General features: G+C 66.9%; 11 protein-coding genes and 3 pseudogenes. 8 read left to right on the top strand and 6 right to left on the bottom strand.

What is annotated here, in order from left to right:
• Position 1: 1 nt before the first annotated feature.
• Positions 2-175, bottom strand: a pseudogene (locus tag OG410_RS42465) (IS701 family transposase); the annotation flags it as partial.
• 141 nt (positions 176-316) lie between these two features.
• The gene (locus tag OG410_RS00735; protein ID WP_329297248.1) at positions 317-1,309 is read right to left on the bottom strand and encodes a LacI family DNA-binding transcriptional regulator; all 993 of its coding nucleotides are present in this window, start codon (positions 1,307-1,309) and stop codon (positions 317-319) included.
• 328 nt (positions 1,310-1,637) lie between these two features.
• Between OG410_RS00735 and OG410_RS00730 the strand changes: the two genes are divergently transcribed.
• The 3 genes from OG410_RS00730 to OG410_RS00720 all read left to right on the top strand — a co-directional run bounded on the left by OG410_RS00730 (position 1,638) and on the right by OG410_RS00720 (position 5,509).
• Positions 1,638-3,362, top strand: coding sequence for a discoidin domain-containing protein (locus OG410_RS00730; RefSeq protein ID WP_443063693.1), 1,725 nt, complete (start codon positions 1,638-1,640; stop codon positions 3,360-3,362).
• Positions 3,363-3,542: 180 nt separating this feature from the next.
• Complete coding sequence (locus OG410_RS00725) at positions 3,543-4,913, top strand: DUF1996 domain-containing protein (protein ID WP_329297247.1); 1,371 nt, start codon at positions 3,543-3,545, stop codon at positions 4,911-4,913.
• A 26-nt stretch (positions 4,914-4,939) separates the two neighbouring features.
• Positions 4,940-5,509, top strand: coding sequence for a DUF305 domain-containing protein (locus tag OG410_RS00720; protein WP_329303984.1), 570 nt, complete (start codon positions 4,940-4,942; stop codon positions 5,507-5,509).
• A gap of 326 nt (positions 5,510-5,835) precedes the next feature.
• Here OG410_RS00720 and OG410_RS00715 read toward each other — a convergent pair.
• Positions 5,836-6,017 (bottom strand): annotated as a pseudogene (locus tag OG410_RS00715) (IS5 family transposase); the annotation flags it as partial.
• 225 nt (positions 6,018-6,242) lie between these two features.
• Between OG410_RS00715 and OG410_RS00710 the strand changes: the two are divergent.
• A complete protein-coding gene (locus OG410_RS00710) occupies positions 6,243-6,770 on the top strand; it encodes a LuxR C-terminal-related transcriptional regulator (RefSeq protein ID WP_329297246.1) in 528 nt (175 codons plus the stop codon).
• A 480-nt stretch (positions 6,771-7,250) separates the two neighbouring features.
• Here the strand turns inward: OG410_RS00710 and OG410_RS00705 are convergent, their stop codons facing one another.
• Positions 7,251-8,540 carry a PASTA domain-containing protein gene (locus OG410_RS00705; RefSeq protein ID WP_329297245.1) on the bottom strand — a complete coding sequence of 430 codons (1,290 nt, stop codon included), beginning with the start codon at positions 8,538-8,540 and terminating at the stop codon, positions 7,251-7,253.
• A gap of 399 nt (positions 8,541-8,939) precedes the next feature.
• Complete coding sequence (locus OG410_RS00700) at positions 8,940-9,251, bottom strand: hypothetical protein (RefSeq protein WP_329297244.1); 312 nt, start codon at positions 9,249-9,251, stop codon at positions 8,940-8,942.
• 150 nt (positions 9,252-9,401) lie between these two features.
• Between OG410_RS00700 and OG410_RS00695 the strand changes: the two genes are divergently transcribed.
• The 3 genes and pseudogenes from OG410_RS00695 to OG410_RS00685 all read left to right on the top strand — a co-directional run.
• Entirely contained in the window at positions 9,402-11,369 is a 1,968-nt protein-coding gene (locus OG410_RS00695) for a sensor histidine kinase (RefSeq protein ID WP_329297243.1), read from the top strand.
• Between the two features lies 1 nt (position 11,370).
• Positions 11,371-12,015, top strand: coding sequence for a response regulator transcription factor (locus OG410_RS00690; protein WP_329297242.1), 645 nt, complete (start codon positions 11,371-11,373; stop codon positions 12,013-12,015).
• 456 nt (positions 12,016-12,471) lie between these two features.
• Positions 12,472-12,669: pseudogene (locus OG410_RS00685) on the top strand (transposase); the annotation flags it as partial.
• A gap of 511 nt (positions 12,670-13,180) precedes the next feature.
• Here the strand turns inward: OG410_RS00685 and OG410_RS00680 are convergent.
• Positions 13,181-14,446: a phospholipase D-like domain-containing protein gene (locus OG410_RS00680; protein WP_329297241.1), complete on the bottom strand. Its 1,266-nt coding sequence runs from the start codon at positions 14,444-14,446 to the stop codon at positions 13,181-13,183.
• Between the two features lie 269 nt (positions 14,447-14,715).
• Between OG410_RS00680 and OG410_RS00675 the strand changes: the two genes are divergently transcribed.
• Entirely contained in the window at positions 14,716-21,090 is a 6,375-nt protein-coding gene (locus OG410_RS00675) for an RHS repeat-associated core domain-containing protein (RefSeq protein WP_329297240.1), read from the top strand.
• The last annotated feature ends 716 nt before the right edge of the window (positions 21,091-21,806 follow it).

Below are 21,806 nucleotides of genomic sequence, written 5' to 3'. Positions count from 1 at the left end.
GCTCCGCCCCTGCCAGGCAGGTGATCGTCTTGTTCCGCTCCCGCGGCGCCAGCAGCCCGGTCAGGTACTCACGAAAACCCCGCCGCTGGGCCAGGCTGAAGAAGAGGTCATCGAACCGGGCCGCGTACCCCTCCAACGGCTCCGGCGCGGGCGGACACGGACGGCGAGCAGTCATCTTCACCCCCCCAGCAAGGCAGTTGACTCCTACCACCGGCCTACGACCAACCCGCCTCGCCGTCAACCCACGCCACCGCCGGATTTAACGAACTACCGGTAGGGCCGGTAGCAGCCTCGGGGGAGCCGGGCTGCCGGGACGTCAGGTCGATTCGCGCACCACGAGTTCGTTCGGCATGATCACCGGGCTTGTGGGACCGCCGTCGATCAGGCTGAGGAGCAAGTGGACGGCGGCGGTTGCCTGGTCGGCCATCGGGCTGCGCACCGAGGTGAGCGCGGGGATGGAGTAGGACGCGGCTTCTATGTCGTCGAAGCCGATGACTGCCACGTCTTCGGGGACACGTCGGCCCGCTTTATGGAGGGCGCGCAGGGCTCCGATTGCCATCAGGTCGTTGGCCGCGAACACCGCATCGAGGTCCGGATCGTCCTCCAGGAGCTGGCGCATGGCTTCGTCGCCGGAGACTCTGGTGAAGTCGCCCAGCGCCGCGATGGAGCGACGGCCGGTGTCACGCAGCGTCTGGCGGTAGCCGTCGAGACGCTCACGCGCTTCGTAGAGTTCGAGCGGCCCGGTGATGGTGGCGATCCGACGCCGGCCGCGCTCCAGAAGGTGACGCACGGCCAGTGCTGCTCCGCCGGCGTTGTCCAGAGCCACGTACGGGACGTTTTGTGCGGAGGTGCGGTTGAAGGACACGACAGGCAGTCCCTGTCGGGCCAGTGCGGCCGGCAGCGGATCCGTACCGTGCAGGGCGACCAGGAGCACGCCGTCGACATGTCCGCCGGCGATGTACTGCACCACTCTGGTGCGGCTCTGGTCCGATTCCGCGAGCATGAGTACGAGCCGTTTGCCCGCCGTCTCGAGTTCTCTGCTGACGGCGCGGACCACGGAGGAGAAGAGGGGGTCGTCGGAGACGACTCCTTGAGGTGGGTCGGAGACCACCACGGCGAGGGTGTCCGTGCGGCGGGTGACGAGGTTGCGTGCCGCCCCGTTGGGCACATAGCCCAATTCGTCTACGGCGCGCATGACGACGTCTCGGATCTGCGGGGCGACCGTGGTCTCGCCGTTGATGACGCGGGAGACGCTCGATTTGGACACGCCCGCCCGGGCTGCGACCACTTCGAGAGTGGGGCGTTTCATGCCTGTCCGTCCCCCGTGCCGCCGCCTGGATTCGTGCGCGGGGAGCGTTTTCTCATCGGGGCGGCCTCCGGCTCTGCGTCATGGCGATGCCGACAGCGTATCCGCAGGCCGGGGTGGCATGAACGTGCTCGGGACCGCGTCTCCCTTTGCGTCACCTCTGCGGCTGTCGGCCTGTCGCGGAGCCGCGAGAAAACGCTCCCTCCGCGCGTCGTAGACGTTACGTCGCTGTTTTTTCAAGGTGAACAAGGTTCTTGACAGTCTTTACCGGCACCCTCATCCTCCCCTTCAGGGAGCGCTCCCTCACCTCCCCCCACTTGAGGAGTCGCCCGTGAAAACGCTGTTGCGTCGCTTCGGCTTAGTTTTGGCCCTCGGGGCCTCCCTGCTCGCCTTCATCGCTCTCCCCGCTCCCGTCGCTCAGGCAGCGGAGGTTCTGCTCTCTCAGGGAAAGCCCGCCACAGCCTCAAGTACCGAGGGAGTCTTCAGCGCTCGGAGCGCCGTCGACGGTGACCCCGGTACACGGTGGTCCAGCGCCTTCGCCGATCCGCAGTGGATTCAGATCGACCTCGGGGCAAGTGCCGAGATCAGCCGGGTCGTCCTCAACTGGGAAGCTGCGTACGGCACGGCGTTCAGGATCGAGGTATCGAGCAACGCGGAGAGCTGGACCGTCGTCCACCAAACGGCCACAGGCACAGGCGGCACCCAGAGTCTGGCCGTTGCCGGCACAGGCCGCTACATACGGATGTACGGCACGCAGCGTGCCACCCCTTACGGCTACTCGCTGTGGGAGTTCCAGGTGTACGGCACTGTCGGCGCCGATGGTCCTGGCGGTGACGCGGGCAGACTGCTCTCCTACGGCAGGCCGGGCGTGGCTTCTTCCTCCCAGAGTGACCAGAACTGCTGGGAGTGCACGCCGGCCAGGGCTTTCGACCGGGATCCGGCCTCCCGCTGGGCCACAAGCTCCACCACGGGATGGACAGATCCGGGCTGGATCTCCGTTGATCTCGGCGCGACGGCGCAGATCGACAAGGTCGTGCTGCAGTGGGATCCCGCTTATGCCAAGTCCTTCCAGATCCAGGTCTCGTCGAACGGAGCCGACTGGACGCCGATCTATTCGACGACGTCCGGCACGGGTTTCAAGCAGACGCTGGCTGTCTCCGGCGCCGGCCGCTACGTGCGCATGTACGGCACGCAGCGTGCCACCCCCTACGGCTACTCGCTGTGGGAGTTCCAGGTGTACGGCACCGGCGGCGATCCGATACCGGCTCCGCCCCTGCCGAGTGACCCCGCGAATCCGCCGCGGCTGGTGTGGAGCGACGATTTCGATGGTGCCGCCGGCGGCAGGCCTGACTCCTCGAAGTGGAGGGCCGATCCGGGCACCGGGCCGAACGGCGAGCTGGAGTACTACACCGACCACCGCAACGCCGCGCTGGACGGGGCGGGGCACCTGGTGATGGAAGCGCGCAAGGAGGTCACCGCCGGATCGTCGTGCCCGCCTGACCCGCTGAGCGGCAGCACCACTTGTCAGTACACCTCGGCGAGGATGAACTCCGGCGCGACGTTCCAGTTCACCTACGGGCGCGTCGAAGCACGCATCAAGGTGCCCAAGGGCAACGGCCTGTGGCCCGCGTTCTGGATGATGGGAGCCGATTTCCTGACGGGCCGGCCGTGGCCGTACAACGGCGAGGTCGACATCATGGAAGTCCTCGGCAAGGACGTGAAGACCGCGTACTCGACCGTCCACGCGCCCGCCTACAACGGCGGAGGCGGGATCGGCGCGCCGTACACACTGCCTGGGAACGCCGACTTCTCCGACGACTTCCACACCTGGGCTGCCGACTGGAACAGCAGAGGCATCACCTACAGCCTGGACGGCCGGACCGTCTTCTCCCTCGACAAGGATCAGGTGGAGCAGACACGCGGACCGTGGATCTTCGACCATCCCCACTACATGATCCTCAACCTGGCGGTCGGAGGTGACTGGCCGGGCCCGACAGACGCCAGCACCCCCTTCCCCTCCAAGATGCTCGTCGACTACGTGCGGGTCTATCGGTAATTCCCGGCCCCCGGTGTTCGCGAGGTTCCCGGGCCGCTCCGCCCGCCCGGTCGGGGCAGCCCAGGACATCCGGATCGCCCCGCGGGCGCACGCCGCTGCCCGGCTCGTGCTCTCCCCATCGCCGTGCTCCGGCAAGGAGCCGGCCCTTCATCCCCCATGCTCGTGACGTGAGGAAGTGAGATGCGCAGATATCCCGTCCATCTGTACACGCTGTTAGTGAATGCTCTGGCGGTCGTGCTGGCCGCTGCCCTGAGCTTGACCGTGTCGGCCCCGCAGGCGCAGGCCGCGACGGTCACCATCCAGGCCGAGTCCTACGCAGCCCAGTCGGGCGTCGCGTTGGAGGCGACCGCGGACACCGGAGGCGGGCAGAACGCCGCGTTCCTCGCCGACGGTGACTGGATGCGCTTCGACAACGTCGACCTCGGCGTGGCCGGCCGGCTGACGGTGTCGGCCCGGATCGCTTCCGCCGTCGGCTCGGGCACAGTGGAGCTGCGTACCGCCGGCCTGACCGGCCCGCTGCTCGCCGTCGTACCCACCTCCCCGACCGGCGGCTGGCAGAGCTGGGTGACCCAGACCACCGAAGTCACCACCCATCCCGCCGGTTCGCAGACGGTGTTCGCCGTGCTGCGCGGCACGACACCCGGTGACTTCGTCAACATCAACTGGTTCTCCTTCGTCGGCGAGGGGGGTGGCGCGGAAGCCGGATGGGTCCCCGTCGACCAGGCCAAGTGGAACGCTCAGCTGACTCAGTTCCGCGCGATGACGCCGGCCGCAGTGCCCGCCGGTGTGGTCCGGGTTCCGGAGTTCAACGCCACCTGCGCCTACAGTCACTCCAAGCCGGACGACCCCATCGTCCTACCGGGCCTTCCCGGTGCGTCCCACATGCACAGCTTCTTCGGCAACAAGAGCACCGACGCGTTCTCCACGACCCAGTCGCTGCTGGCCAACACGCCGACCAGCTGCACCCCTGCCAACGACCTTTCGGCGTACTGGATCCCCACCCTCTACGAGGGCGACAAGGCCGTCGAACCCGAGGGCATGATCGTCTACTACGGCTCCCGGATCGACCAGCCTGCGGCAACCGTTCCCTTCCCGCAGGGATTCCGCATGATCGCAGGCAACGCCAAGGCACAGACGCCTACCCCGGCAGGATCAACCGGCCAGTTCTGGTGCTCCGGCGAGGGCGGCGAGATCGGCCGCAGCGCCGACGGCAACTGGCCGCTCTGTGCTCCAAAGGCCCACCTCACCCACCAACTCGTCTTCCCCGACTGCTGGGACGGCAAGAACCTGGACAGTCCCGACCACAAGTCACACGTTGCGTTCACGTACGACGGCAAGTGCAGTGGCGCCTACCCGGTCGCCATCCCCAACATCTCCTTCGTCTTCAGCTACCCGACCAGCGGCAGTGCCGCAGGCTTCCGGCTGGCCTCGGGCATGGCATCGTCCATCCACGGTGATTTCTTCAACGCCTGGGACAATGACGCTCTCGGGCACCGCGTGAAGGACTGCATCACCCAGAAGGCCAAATGCAACTCCGCAGGCACGTTCTGAGTCTGTGGTCGGCATGCGCCGTGGCCATGGCGATGCCGGCTGTCGGCTGCACCGCGCAGTCGACAGCCGGCACGTCGCCGACAGCCGACACGGCGCAGGTATCGGCCTTCAACGCAACCGACACCGCTTGGATCCTGTTGATGATCCCCATGACCGAGCGTGCGCAGCTCCTGACCGATCTGGTTCCTTCCCGCACGTCAGACCCGGCCCTGACGGTACTGGCGGCGAAGACCAGATCGACACTGCGCGACGACCTGCGCCGCCTGCGCGCTGTGCTGCAGCTCTCAGGCGTCCCCGATACCCGCCCCCACGAGGGGCACAACATGCCGGGCATGGTCAGCCTCGGCACCCTCAAGAAGGCGGCCGCCACGAACGGTCAGGCGTTCGACCAGATTCTCACCAGCGCGCTGCGCGCCCACTTCACGCAGTCTCGGATGCTCTGTGCCAGCGAGCGAACCCAGGGCTGGGCCGACAAGGCGAAGGAACTGGCAGCAGCCATCGCGAAGAGCACAGCCGAACAGACCTCCTGGCTGGACAAGCTGTACCCGGTACGGCCTGCGACGCTCGGCGGCGAGACCACGGTGACGCAACCGTAGGAGCAGCAGACGGAAGCGGGCCGCCGCGGCGCAGAGATACTCCATATGGACCTGACTCCTGCGAGGCCCTCGGTCCGCACGAGATCAGCGATGGCTGGCGCCGCCCTGCGCAACTGGCTGCTCCGCAGAGGCCTACCGGTATTTGTCTCCGCGAGCAACTGCTTGTTGATGAGGTGGGTGGTGTAAAAGTCGATGAGTTTGTCGATGTACAAAGGTGGCTGGCGCCTTTGGCCTCGTTGATTTCTTTGCAGCCGGTGGCGCGCTGGTGGGCCCCGACGGCCATCCAGGCGGTGACGGCGCGTTCGCCGACGGTTTGAAGGATAGGACCGCGGCACACTCGACGAGGTGCTGGAGCGGCCGCCGTCGACCCGTACCTTCCCGATGCCGGGGTGTTCGGCGGCGACCTGGTCGAGGATCCGGGTGCCGCGACGGAGTCCTGCACGCCGGCTGCGGTGACCAGCACCGTGAGCAGGAGGCTGATCGTGTCAGTCACGATGCTTCGCCTCTGTCTGAGGGGCCCCGCGCTTCTCAGACAGTGGTGTTGAGGGTTCTGTCTATGCCGCTGCCTGCAACTCCTCGTACTCGGCGTGGACTTCTGCGGGAGTCTTGTAGCCAAGTCCGGAGTGGAGGCGTTTTCGATTGTAGAACATCTCGATGTAGAGAGCGTCTGAAAAGCCTGTCAGCGGGGCAAGTTGCCTGGTAGCGGGGTGGTGTCGCACTTTCGGGGGCTGGAGTGTGCGGGCTGCGTACTCGTTACTCGACGGATCTTTCTGATCCGGAGTGGGAGATCCTCTGTCCGCTGGTTCCGGCGGTCAGGCCCGGTGGGCGGCCGGCGAAACACGCCCGGCGGGAGATCCTCAACGCGCTGGTGTACTGGCTGCGGGCCGGCTGCTTCTCCGCCTTGAGGGCGGGCGCCCACGGCTACCTCCTCAAGGGCGCTCAGCAGGAGGACGTGGTGCGCACCATCGGTGCCGTCGCACGCGGCGACGCGGTCTTCGGCGCGGACGTCGCCCGCCGTGTGCTGAGCACCTTCAGCGTCCCGTACCCGGTCGCAGTTCCGTTTCCCGAACTCACCGAGCGAGAACGGGAGGTCCTCGCCCTGCTGGCCAACGGTTGGTTCAACGGGCGGATCGCCCGCCAAGTGTCCCTCACGCCGAAGACCGTAGCCAACCACGCCTCGAACATCCTCACCAAGCTGCAGACACCGGACCGTGCCGCCGCCATGCTCCGCGCTCGCCGCGCGGGCCTCGGGGAGCCCTGATGGCGAGCCCTGGCCCCGGATTTTGGACACGAAGAGATTTGGATCTTGATGGTCCAGGTGAACGGAGTTCCTGTGGGGATGAAGCACTACCACCGCCGAGTTCAAGGCGGATGCGGTCGTGTCGACCGGTCGCGGCCGGGAGCGACGGTCAAGTCCGCCGCCGGCGAAGCCCGGTACTTCAGGCGAGAGATACATCCCGCCGGACCAAGCCCCGATCCGATCGGACCGTCCCGGACCAAGTGCTTGTGGTGATGAGGGCTCGGGCGGGCCAGGACGGTCCTGCGATGGCATCGGGCCGGACGAGCTCGACGGCTGCAGGTCGGTGTGTCCCGGGTGGTGAGGATCCGGATCGTCTCCACCCGGGTCTCGAGTGGTGCAGCCGGTCACCAATAGCCGTACCTGGCATGCGCATGAGCGGCTCAGCCCGTCGTTCGTCAGCCCCTCACCTACGGTGGGTGCGCCCCGGGCCAGACCCGGAACTCAACCCGTACCGTCCGCACCGCCGATGAGGTCGGCGCCGCCTGTGTCACCGGATGGGGGAGCCGTCGTCAGGTCATCCCCGTCTCCTTCCCCGGTCGTCGGAGGGGAGGCGACCGGAGTCGTGGTCTCCGTGATGCCGCCAGACCCTTCGCTGACGGACGTCGAGGGGGTGGCCGGGCCGGCGACCGTCAGTACGACTGTCGTGCCGGGACCGACGGTGCTGTTCGCGCTCGGTTCGGTCGAGGTGACCGTGCCCTGCTCCTGCTCCTGGTCCGAGTCGAGGTCGCGCTCGCTGACGGCCTCCAGGCCGAGGTTCTCCAACTGCGCACGCGCGGCGTCCTCAGGCTGTCCCACGAGGTCCGGCATGGTGACCGCATCTGTGGCTTGGACGGGCTCGTCCTCTTGCGCCCCGTTCGCGCCCACGGAGCGCACGATGTTCTCAGCCGGGTTGTCCGTCGCGAGGACGATGGCCTTGCGGGGTGTCTTGCTCGCCTTGACCTTCACCATCCGCTTCTTCTTGAAGTTCCACCTCTTGCCCTTGAAGTGGATCTTGATCTTCATGTCGAGGCTGGCCTTCGACGAGGTCAGCGGATTGCCGCAGTTGCACTTCACCGCAGGGACGCCATGAAGGTCGACGAGCACAGCCATGCCTGCCTCGAGGACGGAGTCGTACGCCGTGGCCTTGCCCTTCTCGTAGCCGTGGTTGCGGACGAGCGTGTCGTTGCCGAGCAGTACGGGCGTCACCTCGTGCCGCAGGAACTGCTCGATCCCGTCCGGGGCCAGGCCGAGGACCTGGGACCAGGCCGCGACCTTGGCGCGGTTGACGGGGTTCTTCAGAAAGGTGAGGAGCCGGCCGACGTCGCAGCTCGACGTATTCAGGCTTCCGCCGTACAGACCGCTCTTGCCGCCGCTGTACTCGCCGCCTTTGGCGAGCGTGTCGCGGGTCAGGGCACGCTCACCACGGGCGAGCGCGTTCCTGAAGAAGCTCGTCCGCGACGCATATCCCACAGACTCCCCGACCAAGGTGGCCCCTTTGGCGCCTCGGGTGAGCGCGGGCACCGCGCAGGCCGTCGTCAGCCCCAGACCGAGGACAAGGACGAGACAGATCGATGCGAAACGCCTCGTACGGGCGACCGCCGCGGGTCGCGCCGTGGCGGTGTTCCGTCCCGTCGTGCCGTCGGGACGGAATATCGCACGGACGGCGTGGCCCAGCTCCGCCAGGAACCTGATGCCGGTGCCTGGACCTCGGGCGCGGCGGTGCTGGGTGACGTAGGGGGTTCCCCCGCTCATGTCGTACTCCGATTCTTCCGTGATCGGTGATGACGAAGAGTCAGGAACGCGCGGACCCGGGTGCCGGACGGGAAGGACGAGGGCAGTGACGGCCACGCGGGCCGTGACCGTGGCCACGTCCCGGGCCGGAACCGTGGCTACCGGCCAGGCGGCGACGCGAGGACGATCGCGGTCAGCGCCCACCATCCGCTCCGGGCATGTCCCGGAACCAGGGGCGCCGGCCCCTCGAACCCGGGTGGTGGCTGCGGGGATCCGCGGACGACTCCGAGGCAGCCGCAGCGGTGAGGACAGCGGCTCGCCACCGGATCGAGGACGAGTCGACGGCCGCCCCGTGTCCGGGCCTGCCACCCGTTCCCTCCCGACGCCGGACCCGGCTCGGCTCGGTACTGAACCTCAGGGTCATCCGGCGATGTCCAGGGCCTTCCGGGCACGCTTCGCCGCAGCCCTGGCGCGCACCTTGCCGCCGAGAGCGACAAGACCGAGGCCGCCCGCGTAAAAGGCGACGTTGAACAGCAGATAGGACAACGGCGGCGCGGTGGCGCCCTTGGGAAAGGCCGAGTGATCGCCGCCCAGCCACCCCATCAGCAGGGTCGTGTTCTGGAAACTGAACACGAATGAATGGACGGCGATGTAGACGACGAGCGCGGCCGGACGACTGCGGACGAAGTATCCGAGCGGGAAGGCGACGAGAACCATGAGGAGAAGTTCCACGACCACTCCTTTCGTTGGGGAAGGCACGGCCGCCAGCGTCTGCCCGGGACCGCCCGCCCCGCATCCGGGCTGACGCCGCACCGGTTCGCGTGGTCCGCACTGCGTGCTGGCACTGATGACGAAGGCCGCAGACCCGGCGATGATGGCGCGATGGCGAAGACGGTCCGTACGGTTCTTCCCGGGGCGGTGTTTACCGCTGCCTGTCTTGTCAGGGCCTGGCTGGCTTTCGGGCCCACGCACGCGCTGCCGCCCGGTCGATGGGCCTTCGACAGCTGCTTTCTGGCCGGGCCGGTCATCACCGGATCCCTGCTGTCCCGGCGGGTGCCGAGCAGCCAGGTAGGTGCCGTACTGAGCTGGGTGGGCGCGGCGCCCGCCGTCGTGTTCGCCGTGGAGACGTGGGGGGAGACGGTCACGCTGGCACATCAGGCGCCGGCGGCCCGCTTGGTCTACGCGCTCAAGCTCGGTGCGTGGGTGTGGAACCTGGCCGGGTTCGTCGCCCTGTGCCTGGTGTTCCCCGACGGGCTGTTGCCGGGACCCAGATGGCGGCCGGTCGTGTGGTCGGGTGTCGCGGCCGGCCTCTGGCTCAATCTTTCCGTGTCGTTCGTCGCGCCCGACCGCGGTGGTCCTGCGTTGCTTCCCGGCCAGATCGTATGGCGAATCCCGTTACCCGTTGTGGTTGTTGTGGCGGTTCTGGCCTTCGGCGGTGTGCTGGCGGTGCTGGTGGCCGCGGTCTGTTGTCTGGCCCTGCGGTATCGGCGGGGCGACGAAGTGGTCCGACAGCAGCTGCGCTGGCTGATGCTCGGTGCCGGGGCCGTACCGGTGCTGCTGGCCGCGGGCTGGGCCGCCGAAATACTGGGAGCCTCGATCAATGCGGCCTACACCGGATTCATGGTGGCGATGCTGTGGGCTGTGCCCGCCACGATCGCGGTGGCCGTGCTGAGGTACGACCTGTTCGACGTGGACCGGCTCCTTGGGGCTTCGCTGAGCTGGCTGCTGACCACCCTGGTGTCGGCATCGGTCTTCGCCGCCCTGGTCTTGTTCGGAGCCGATCTGCTCGGAGCCGACACCGAACTCGGCTTGACCGGCGCGGCCTTCGTCACTGCACTCTGCCTGCTGCCGCTGCACCGTGGTGTCAACAACCTGGTGGGACGGCTCGTGGACCGGGACCGGATGGTCATCACCGCGCGGATGGAGGAGTTCGTACGCCGGGTCAGGGACGGTGCGGCGGAGCCGGAAGCGGTCGCCGACCTCCTTCGGTCGGTCGTCGGTGATCCCGAGCTCCGTCTGCTCCTCAAGCCGCCCACCGGTTCGCCCGGCACCTACCTCGGCCTCGACGGGGAGTCTGTGCCGGTGCCCGACGACGCGACGTGTCTGCCCCTGGCGACCGGCGGCAGCGACGTGGGGGTCGTCCTGCTCGGCGCGCCGACCGCCAGGCGGATGCGCCGCGCCCGCGACGCTGTTCTCCAGGCCCGGTTGCCGATCGAGGTCAGTCGACTGCGCCTTGAGCTGCGCATCGCGCTGGACGAAGCCCGGGCGAGTCGGTCGAGGCTGGCGCTGGTGACCGCGGCCGAGCGACAACGGCTCGCCCGCGACCTGCACGACGGTGCCCAGCAGCAGATCATCGCGGTCGGGATGCGGCTGCGTTCGGCCCAGAGCCGGTTCGGCCCGAAGGATCCCACCCACCGTGACCTGGAAGCCGCCGTCAGCACGCTCGCGGGCACCGTGACCGAACTGCGGCGCCTCGCCCACGGCGTACGTCCGAGTCTCTTGGACGACGGGCTCGCCGTCGCCCTCCGCGCCCTCGTGGGCGACTTCCCGGTACCGGTCGAGGCGACCGTGTGCGATACGGACGTTCCCGAGGCCGTCGCCACCGCGGCGTACTTCGTGGTCGCCGAGGCCCTGACCAACACGCTCAAGCACGCCCGCGCCAGCGTCATCAGCGTGGTCGTCAAACAGGAACGGTCAGCACTTCACATCGAGGTGTCCGACGACGGCATCGGCGGCGCCCGCCCCGGATACGGGCTGACGTCCGCCCGCGACCGGGTGACCGCGGTCGGCGGAAATCTGAGTCTGCACAGTCCGGAAGGCGCGGGAACGACGATCCGGGTGACGATCTGACATGCGCATCTTGCTGGCCGAGGACTCCGCGCTCTTCCGCGAAGGGCTGACCCGCCTGCTCACCGAGGCCGGCCACGAGGTCGTCGCGGCGGTCGCCGACGCCGACTCGCTCGTGGCCGCGGTTTCCCGTGAGCGGCCCGACCTGGCGGTCATCGACGTCCGCATGCCACCCACCATGACGGCCGACGGGGCCCGGGCCGCCCGCGATATCCGACAAGCCCATCCGGGCTTCCCGATGCTGCTGCTGTCCCAGCACATCGAGACCCGGCAGTGCCTGCCGCTGCTGGCTTCAGGCGGCTTCGGCTACCTGCTCAAGGACCGGGTGCTGAGCGTCGCCGACTTCCTCGACACCGTGCGCCGGGTCGCCGCGGGAGGCTCGGCCCTGGATCCCGAGATCGTCGCCGCGCTGCTGCGTACGACCGGCCGTGACGACCCGCTCTCGGCCCTGACCGTCCGGGAGCACGAGGTGCTGGCGCTGGCCGCGGAGGGACTGTCCAACGCCGCCGTCGCGCAACGCCTCCATCTGTCCGAGCGCACGGTCGAGTCCCACATGCGCAGCACCTTCCAGAAACTCGGCATCTCGGAGAACGGCGATGCCCATCGCCGTGTGCTGGCGGTACTGGCCTATCTCCGAGAGCGTCGCTGAAGCCGCCTCTGCGGGTACCGCAGGGTACGTGGCGCCCGTACCGGCATCCCTGGGACGGCCGTGGGGCCCGCAGCCCTGCCCGACGGTGGGGGACCGGTGCCCCTGGTTCCGGGACACGACCGGGCCCGACGGTGGACGCAGCTGTTGAACGGTGTTCGTTCTCGAGGAGGACCCGGTGATTTCTTCGAAGGTGCGCGCGGCCGGTGGGGCCGTGGCGTTGACTGCGAGCGGGCTCGGCCAACTGGCGCAGTACGCCGTGGCGCCGGCGCACATCTCCAATGGCAGCGCGGTCAGTCAGGTGTCGGCCGCTGCTGGGCAGGACGTCCGGATGCAGCTAGGGCTCTGGTTCGACCTGCTGATCCTGGCGCTTGTCCCGGCGGTGCTGTTCCTGGGTGAACTCGCCGGTTCCCGGCGGTCGCGGCTGGCCGCCACCGGGACGGCGGTGGCATTCGTCGGCGCGCTCGGTGCTCGCCCTTTCTCCACTCCTTCGCGAACGGCCTGGAGCGTGACCGTCCTGCCGTCGACGCCGCACTTACCCTGCCCCACCACAACGGGCGCACTGAAGGCGTCAACACAAAGATCAAATTACTCAAGCGGCTGACGTACGGCCGAGCCGGACACAGCCTCCTACGCCAACTCGTCCTCCTCAACTGACGACGATCAACGCCTACGAAAATCTTGGAAGAGCCAGACGTTTTACAGTCCCGCACTACGCCGACCAGGCAACGGCCGAACGAACCTGAAACCCCGTCAACCCGCCCTGACCAGCACCTCCCGCGCACGGGGGAACCTCAATCCCCAACGCCACCTGCACCAGCCCGGCCATCACCGTAAGCCAGGGGCCTGCAGATCATTAACTTGTGGGTTTCTGGTCTTGACGTCGCAGGTCAGCGCCCTGCCCACCCGCATGTTGTTTTTCGGCGGGCTCCAGGGCTTCGGCGTAGTTACGTGACGCCCGCTTCGTGATGTTCTGTCAGTTTGGGGGCTCCCTGAACGTGACAGGCACGGCTTCCAAGATCATGGAGAGTTCTCTACGCTCCGTGATCCGAGTGGAAGACCGTGTCTGCCGACGCATCATTGCTGATCCTGCCTGCGATGCGCAGGGCGCAAGGGATGCTGGCCTTGCGTGATGCCGGGCCGGGTGCTGGGCGGTCTGGTCCGGGGCTCAGGTCTCGGGCGTGCTCGTGACACCCTTGCAGGCGTTGGTGTTGTCCGCGGTCCCTGGCACCGCTGCTGCCTTCACCGCGTTGAAGTCGGTGACGTACGCGTCGTGGTCGGCGTCACCGTCGACCTTCAACAGTGTCTCGTCGTTCTTGGTGAGAGCCGGCCCCGTGTAGTTGTGGCTGCCGGTCCACAGGACCTTCTGGCCCGTCGCGCCGTCGTACTTGCCTTCGATCAGCAGGTACTTGGAGTGGATGATGCGCGCGGCGGTGTCCGGGTCGTTGTCGTCGTCCCAGTTGTAGCAGCGTAGGGCGGGGCCGCCCGTTGCGTGAAGTGTCTCCCAGGTGCCGCTTGAGGATCCGCTGTCGGTCTGGGAGTACACGATGTCGACGGTGCAGCCGGCCTTCTGCAGCGCGACCAGTTTCTGGGCCACGGCGAGTCGGGTCAGCTTGAACATCCCGACCCGCACCTTGGTGTGTTTGGCGGTGGCGCCTTCCGTGTAGGTGCAGGTGATGTTGTCGAGGACGCCGGTGACGGTGTCGCCCGGTGACGGGTCGTCCGCCGGGCGAGGGAAGAAGTAGACCTTGTAGGGGCTGCTGGTGGTGTAGCTGTACTGCCAGTTGGCCCAGTCCTGGCCCACGAGTGCGGCGAAGTAGGTGCCGTAGGCCGTGTAGAGGGCCACGTTGTTGGGCACGACGTACGCGTCGTTCCAGAACCGGCTGTAACTGGACGGCGTGAGGTTCGCCGAGGTCTGCACCACGACGTCGTACGCCCCGTCGAGCTGCGAGAACAGCCAGAACTTGTTGTGGTTGATGGAGGCGCCCTGGGAGGGCTGGCCCAGACAGGACTTTTTGACGGGGCACAGCCCGACGAACGAGCTGTTGCCGAGATCGGTGCCGAGGGCCGTCTTGAGGATTCCGTAGGTGGAGTCGTCCGGGTTGTCGCTCACGTCGCTCTCGTCCAACATCACCTGGACGTCGACGCCCCGGGCGCGCGCATCGGCGAGGGCCACCGCCACTTCCTCGTCCCAGAAGTGGTAGACCGACGCCTTGATGGACGATCCGGATGGTGACTGGCCTATGTAGTCGAGCAGTCGGGTCCGTATCGCCTGCTGCTCGGCCGCGGTTCCGGTCGGGTTGTTGAAGAGAGGACCGGCGGTGACGGCGGCGGACGCGGTGTCCGCGAGGCCGAGTTGAAGTCCTGTGGCGAGCGAGAGCGAGACGAGGGTCGCGGCGAGACGACCTAATGTGCGGTGTGATGCGAGACGCATTTGCCCCCCTGGCATGAGACCGAACTGAGTTGTGTCGAGCGGATGTTGCCAGAGGTGAAGGCGGCGTGACTACCAAAAGGCGGGCGTGTGACCGCGAGCGATTGGTGTACGTTCCATTAAGTCCCGTTTTGTTGATCTAGTGGGCGCGCTTCACCCCTGATTACACTCCCGTTGTCCGTGCCGTAGGCCTCAGTTAGGGGCATTTTTGGCATGCGCATGGCTATCTATGGGGGTGGGCTGTGAAACCGGGCAGGCGAAAACTGTCTCTGGTGCTCGTCAAGGCTCTGATGGCCGCGCTGCTGGCCGTGGTGTCGTTCGCACCCACGGCGCTCGCGTTACCTTCGGGCAAGAAACCGGACGTACCCGCCAGATCGCTCGGCGCGGCCATTCCGCAGCAGGTCGAGGACGGAATCACCAAGACACCGAAGGTGGTCTGGCCGCAGTCCGGAAAAGCCACCGTCGACGTACCGGCCGTTGGTTCTGCTCCCCGGGACGCACAAGTCTCGGGTGCCGGATCGGCGGCCGTCGCCGTACGGGCCGCAAAGGGGTCGAGCCGTTCCTTTACAGTCACTGCCGGGCCGAACCGGGTCGCGGTCGAGGTGTTGGACCGCGACAAGGTGGAGCGGTTCGGGGGTGTCGGTCTCGGGCTGCGGGTCCGTCGTGCCGACGGCAGCGCCACCACCGGGCCGGTCGACGTCAGCATTGACTACTCGGGCTTCGCGGGCGCTTATGGCGGTGACTTCGCAGACCGGCTGCAGCTGACTCGGCTGCCCGCCTGTGCCGTCACCGCCCCGGACGAGCCGGCCTGTCGCCAGGGCACCGTGGTGGCCGCGGACAACGACATCGAGAAGCAGATCCTCACCGCGACCGTCGAGGCGGCCCCGGACAACTCGAACTCACTCCTCTCCGCGGCAGCAGCCACCTATGCGCTGACCAGTGGCTCCTCCTCGGACAAGGGCGACTACCGGGCCACCCCGGCCAATCAGTCGGGCAAATGGGACGTGTCGCTGGGATCCGGCGCCTTCACCTACAACGTGCCGATCGACGTGCCGAAGCCGCCGGTCGGCTCTCCGCCGGAACTGGCCCTGTCCTACAACTCCCAGTCCATCGACGGCCGGACATCGGCATCGAACAATCAAGCCTCCTGGGCCGGTATGGGCTGGGACCTCAATGTCGGCTACATCGAGCGCAAATACAACAACTGCATCAACGACGGTCACGGGCCGGCCCAGAACCAGCAGTGGGGCGACCTGTGCTGGGACTCGCCCAACTCCACCGACGACCCCAACGGCGCCGTCTACCAGATCAACCTCGGAGGCGAGAGCTCCGAGCTGATCCAGGACAACTCGGGTACGGGCTCCTTCCATCTGAAGGATGACAAGGGCTGGAAGGTCCAGCACCTCAAGGGCAGCCCCAACAACCCGGACAACACCGATGAGTTCTGGGTGATCACCAAGCAGGACGGCACCCGCTACTACTTCGGCTGGGGCCGCTCCGAGCGCGACACCAGCCTGGCCACACACTCGGTACTGAGCGTTCCGGTGATCGGGGACGACGAGGGCGAGCCGTGCTACGACGGCGGGCAGCCAACGTTCTGCAACCAGGCATGGAAGTGGAACCTCGACCGCGTCGTGGACCCCAATGAGGTGGAAACTTCGTACTTCTATGACAAAGAGACCAACTACTACCGCTCTGTCGCCGCCGCCGACAAGGCCCGCAGGTACGACGCGTCCTCCTATCTGACGCGCATCGAGTACGGCTGGTCCTCGCAGATCGCCGGCGCCCAGCTGCCGGCCCGGGTCGTCTTCCAGCACCTCAACCGCTGCAAGGAGCGGACGCAGGAACCGAACCCGCTGGACAACACCGCAGCCGACTGCCCCACCATCGACTCCTCCCCGTCCTCGTATCCGGACGTCCCGACCGACCTGATCTGCGACGGGTCCACGGACGACTCGGCGTGCGCGGGCAAGACGTACTACCCGACGTTCTTCCAGCGCGACCTGCTCTGGGACATCACGACTCAGGTGCGGGACAACAACGCGTCCGACTGGGACACCGTGATGCAGTACCAGATGCGGTACGCGATGGTGAACCCCGACGGTGAAGTCGGCGGCCAGCTCTGGCTGGACTACATCCAGCGTCGCGGCTACTCGGGTGACGACATCACCCTGCCCGCCATCAACTTCGACGGCGCCTGGCAGGACAACCTGGTCGGCACCGGCACACTCAACTTCAAGCGAGTCGAGCAGGTCGTCACCGACACGGGCTCGACGATCGACGTGACCTACGGACACGCCACCGACGCGGACGGCACGGTCTCACGCCAGTGCGACGAGGACAGCCCACCGGCCCAGGCCAACAACGACTTCGAGTGCTTCTGGCAGAAGTGGACGCCCGAGGGCGAGAGCGAACGCACCGGCTGGTTCAAGAAGTTCGTCGTCACGAAGGTGGCCGTCGACCCCGGCACCTACGACGACGGCGACCCCGTGATGACCACGACGTACCAGTACGACGGGGCTCCGGCCTGGGCGTTCACCGACAGTCCGCTGGTCAAGGACGAGGACGAGACCTGGTCCGACTGGCGCGGCTACGCCAAGGTGCTGGTCACCACCGGCGCGGGAGCCAACCTGCACTCCACCTATCACTGGCTCTATCGAGGCCTGGACGGCGACCGCACCTCGAAGACTGACCCCAGCGCCACACGCAGCGTGAAGGTGAAGGACTCCGAGGACGCGGAGTACACCGACTCCGCATGGCTTGCCGGCCAGACCCTGGAGACGTCCACACGCGACAGCGACGGCAAGTCCCAGAAACGTCAGTGGCACTCGTACTGGACCCACAACACCGCCCAGTACACCGGCCTGTCCGACGCCCGCTTCGTCCGTGAGACCAGGACCCGCACGCTGGAGAAGGCATACGACTCCAGCGACTCGGACCTGACCACGTGGCGCGAGCACATCATCGAGACCGAGTACGACGACAACGAGGCGGCCTCGACCACCTTCGGTCTGCCCATGCGGGTCGACGACTGGGGCGAGAGCGACGTCTCGGACAACCAGTGCACCGAGTACGGCCGCGCCTACAACACCTCGGACCTGCCCAACGACGACACCGGCACCATCCGCTGGATGGTGTATCAGGACGACGAGCGGCACTACAACGCCGGCTGCTCGACAGTGGCCACCGACCAGGCAGGATCGACACCCGACGCCCACCTGGACCGACGGACCGCCACCTTCTACGACGGCTCGGCCACGTTCGACGACAACAACACCAAACTCGCGGACGGCAACGCGACGGAGGTCCGGGTCTACACGGACACGAATGCGGCGAACGCGCGAGTGACCAAAGAGGAGTTCGACGACGCCGGGCGCCCCGTGAAGACGTACGACGGCAAGGGCAGCGCGACCATCACCTCGTACAATCCGGCCACGTCATGGCCGGTCGATGGGGTAGTGACCACGACACCGGACCCTGACGGAAGCAGCGGCCCGGGTACGGCCCTGGCCTCCAGGGACTACGTCTCACGCTTCTGGGGCGAGATCTGGAAGTCCGTCGACGCCAACGGCAACACCACTGAGGCCGTCTTCGACGGTGTGGGAAGGCTCTCGAAGGTCTTCAAGCCGACGGAGTCCGCCAACTACCCGGACGGAACGCCGTCCATGACCTTCTCCTACGTGCTGCCGATGCAGAGCAAGACGGCGGACATTCCCTACCAGGCTACGGGTGCTCCCCTGCAGGCCACGACGAAGGAGTTGCAGAGCGGTACCACCTACGCCGTCCGTCACGACTACGCCGACGGTCTGGGACGTACCCTGGAAGCGCAGCTCCCGGCCCCGTCCGGGACCGGAATGACCGTGAGCGTCACGCGATACGACTCCTCGGGGAACGTGGCAGGCACGTCGCAGCCGTTCTACAACTCGGCCACCGCGGGATCGAAGCCCGTCAATCCGGCGCCCTCCGTCATCCCGTCTTACACCGACCTCGAGGTGGACTGGGCCGGTCGCACCACACTCACCCGGCTCCTAGTCAGTGGCACCCCGCAGGCGGCGAACAAAGTCACGACCACGTACGGCGGCGCAGACCTGACCACCGTCACGCCCGCAGTCGGACAGTCCAGCGAGACCTACACCGACGTCTATGGGCAGACGGCCAAAGTGGTCGAGCACGTGGGCGCGCAGTCGAACGCCACGACCTACGAATACACCCGCAGCGGCAAGCTGAAGTACATCCATGATGCCAACAACAACACCTCTCACTACACGTACAACTTCGCAGGGGACCGGCTGACCTCTCAGGATCCCGACGCCGGTGCCGCGAGCTCCACATACGACGAGAACGGGAACGTGGCGACCACCACGGACGGCAACAAGGTGACACTGACGTACACCTACGACGCCCTCCAGCGATCCACCACAGTTTCCCAGGGAAGCGTCGTGTTCACCAAGACGGCGTACGACAACGACGGCGGTACTGCGGTCACCGGCGCCAAGGGCCTGGTCACGTCCACCACGTCGTACGACACGGCAGGCAACGCCTACACCGCGAAGACCACCGGATACGACATGCGTGGAAGGGCCACGGCCAGAAACGTCACCGTCCCCAACGCCGGTGACGGCGCGGGCCTGAACGGCACATACACCTTCACCTACCACTACGACCTGGCCGATCACGTCACCTCGGTGGACTACCCGGCCATCGGCGGGCTGCCTGCCGAGACCGTCACCACTGCCTACTCGGGACAGGGACGTCTGACCAAGGTGTCCAGCGGACTGGCCACCTATGCGAACAACGTCGGCTACGACGACTACGGTCGTGTCACCTCCCGCTCGCTCGGCATCTCCAGCACCGACACCAGCATGACCCGAACTCTCACCTACGACGACAGCAACGGCACGGGCTGGCTGAAGAACATCACGACCAGCACACTGACCGGCGGTACCACGACAAAGATTCAGGACGACACCTACACCCGCAACAACAACGGCGACATCACGGCCCTTCGCGAAAACTCCTCCACGCAGCAACAGTGCTTCACCTACGACGACCTCAGGAGGCTCACTGGCGCTTGGACTCAGTCGGCCACCGGTTGCGGTAGCACGCCCGCTTCGGACTTCAGCGGCCCGGATCCCTACCAGCAGCAGTACAGCTACGACAAGATGGGCAACATCCAGGCCATCACGGATAAGGTCTCGTCCACGGTGAGCGCGCTCACTCACGACTACCACTACCCCGGTTACAGCGCGGACGAGTCTGCTTACACCGCGGACACCCCCCGCCCGCACGCGGTCACCAGCGTGGTCACCGGATCGAGCACCGACAACTACGGCTACGACGATGCTGGGCAGATGACCTCCCGAACCGTGGCCGGCACGGCCTCCTCGGTCACCTGGTCCTCACTGCACCGCGTGACCTCCGTGAAGACGAGCGGTAAGACCACGTCATACGTCTACGACGCCGCAGGCAATGTGCTGCTGCGCAACGCGTCCACCGAAAAGGTGCTGTATCTGGACGGTCACGAAATCCACAAGGCCGGCAGCACGGCGGCCGTGGCGAGCCGCTATTACAGCGCCGGCGGCACCAGCCTTGCCGTGCGGACGGCTGACAACACCGCGAACGGAAAACTGACCTGGCTGCTCGGCGACGGTCAGGCATCCACCCAGCTCATGGTGACGGCTGTGGGCGGTGTGGTCACACGGCGTCGCTACACACCGTTCGGTAAGCAGCGCGGTACCACGGCGAACCTGCCGACCGCCGTGGATCGCGGGTACGTCGGCCAACCGGAGGACGACTCCACCGGCCTGTCTGTACTCGGCGCGCGGCTCTACGACCCAGGTCTCGCCCGTTTCCTGAGCACGGACGAACTGAACAAGCCGTACCTGCCGCAGGAGATGAACGCCTACAGCTACGCGGCGAACAACCCAGTCGCCTACAGCGACCCCAGCGGACTGGAGATCGGCTCCAGGCCCAACTCCTGCCAGTACGACGTCAAATACTGCTCCAAGAAGCAGCAGGACGCGGTCGGCTACGACGCCAAGACCGGCACGTCCGATTACACGAGGGGCTGCGCGGTCGGAGACTGCTCCATCAAGACGGGCTCGGCCCACACGAAGAAGATCAAGGACAAGTCGGTCTACAACTGGCTCAAGAAGGACCTCGGGTACCTCGGAACCCAGTACATGTCGGACGCGGAGGCCCAAGCCTGGTACAAGAGCGCGTCCACGGGAGTGGCCAAGGCGAAGATTGCCGCTTTCCACGAATGCCTGAGGCTGGGGGGAGCAGCTGCCGAATGCATGGGTGAGGTCAAGAAGCTGGAGATCGCCGAGAAGAAGAAGAAGGAGGAGTCGGGCGGCTTCATGGGGTGGGTGAAGAAGCACTCGTCGGATCTCATCGGCTTCGCCGCAGGAATCGGATGCGGTTTCATCAGCCTGGGCACCCTGGCCGTGGCATGCACGATCGGGGCAGCCGGTCTGGCGGGATACCTCACCTACCAGTTCACGGAGGACAAGCACACGACGGGAGGCTACGTGGATGCCGTCGGGTCCCCCATACTGTTCGGGCTCGCTAATCTCGGCGCGGCGAGGATTGGCCCTCTGAGCAAGGAGATCGCCGTCAACCGGGAGTTGCTCAACGTGATGCCATAGTGCGTCACGTGTGACGGACGCGCCTTATCCCCCAGGTTCATCGGACAGGGAGTACGCAATGAGTGCGAACCGGACAGCAGGTGGAGGTCCGCATCCCGCCGGACCTGACCGGGAACGGCACGACCATGGCCTGGTGCGGGCCTACCAGTCGCTGGACCGGGCCCTGGGCGGCAGTCTGCCGCCCACCCGGTCCCAGCGGTTCGCCGCAAGGCATCCGCTCGGCCTGGGACTCGGCGTGGGAGGAGCGACAGCGCTGCTCTGCTTGCTGGCCGCCCTGGACCACCCCGCTCCGGGACAGATCTTGCTGGCCCTCGGGGGAGGCGTTGCCATGGGCCTCTTGATCGGAGGCACCTGCTTTATGGAAGGCAGGCGGCAGGCGCGGCTGGAACGGGCCAGGCGGACACAACCATGACGGTGGGGGTGGGCGCGGTACCGGCCGCGACCACCCCCACCGTCGCCGTCTCGGCGATCCTCAACCACTCTCCGCAGCCCCGGACTCTGCAACTGTCCCGGCTCGGCGCCCGGTTGCTGATGATCGCTGCACAAGTCGCGTTCCCCACTACGCAACCACGATAAACCATCCCCGTTCCGCGACGGCGGCATCGGCCCACTGGTGACGCCGGGGCAACCAGATGACGAACCACGTACTCACGAGTGTTGCTGCGGCGAGAGCGGCGCCGACGACTGGCTCAAGCACGGTCACTGAACCGTTCCGG

The sequence above is a fragment of the Streptomyces sp. NBC_00659 genome, assembly GCF_036226925.1.
GTDB lineage: Bacteria > Actinomycetota > Actinomycetes > Streptomycetales > Streptomycetaceae > Streptomyces.
The sequence above is the reverse complement of the archived record's forward strand: the minus strand, read 5'-3'. Positions and strand labels throughout refer to the sequence as shown.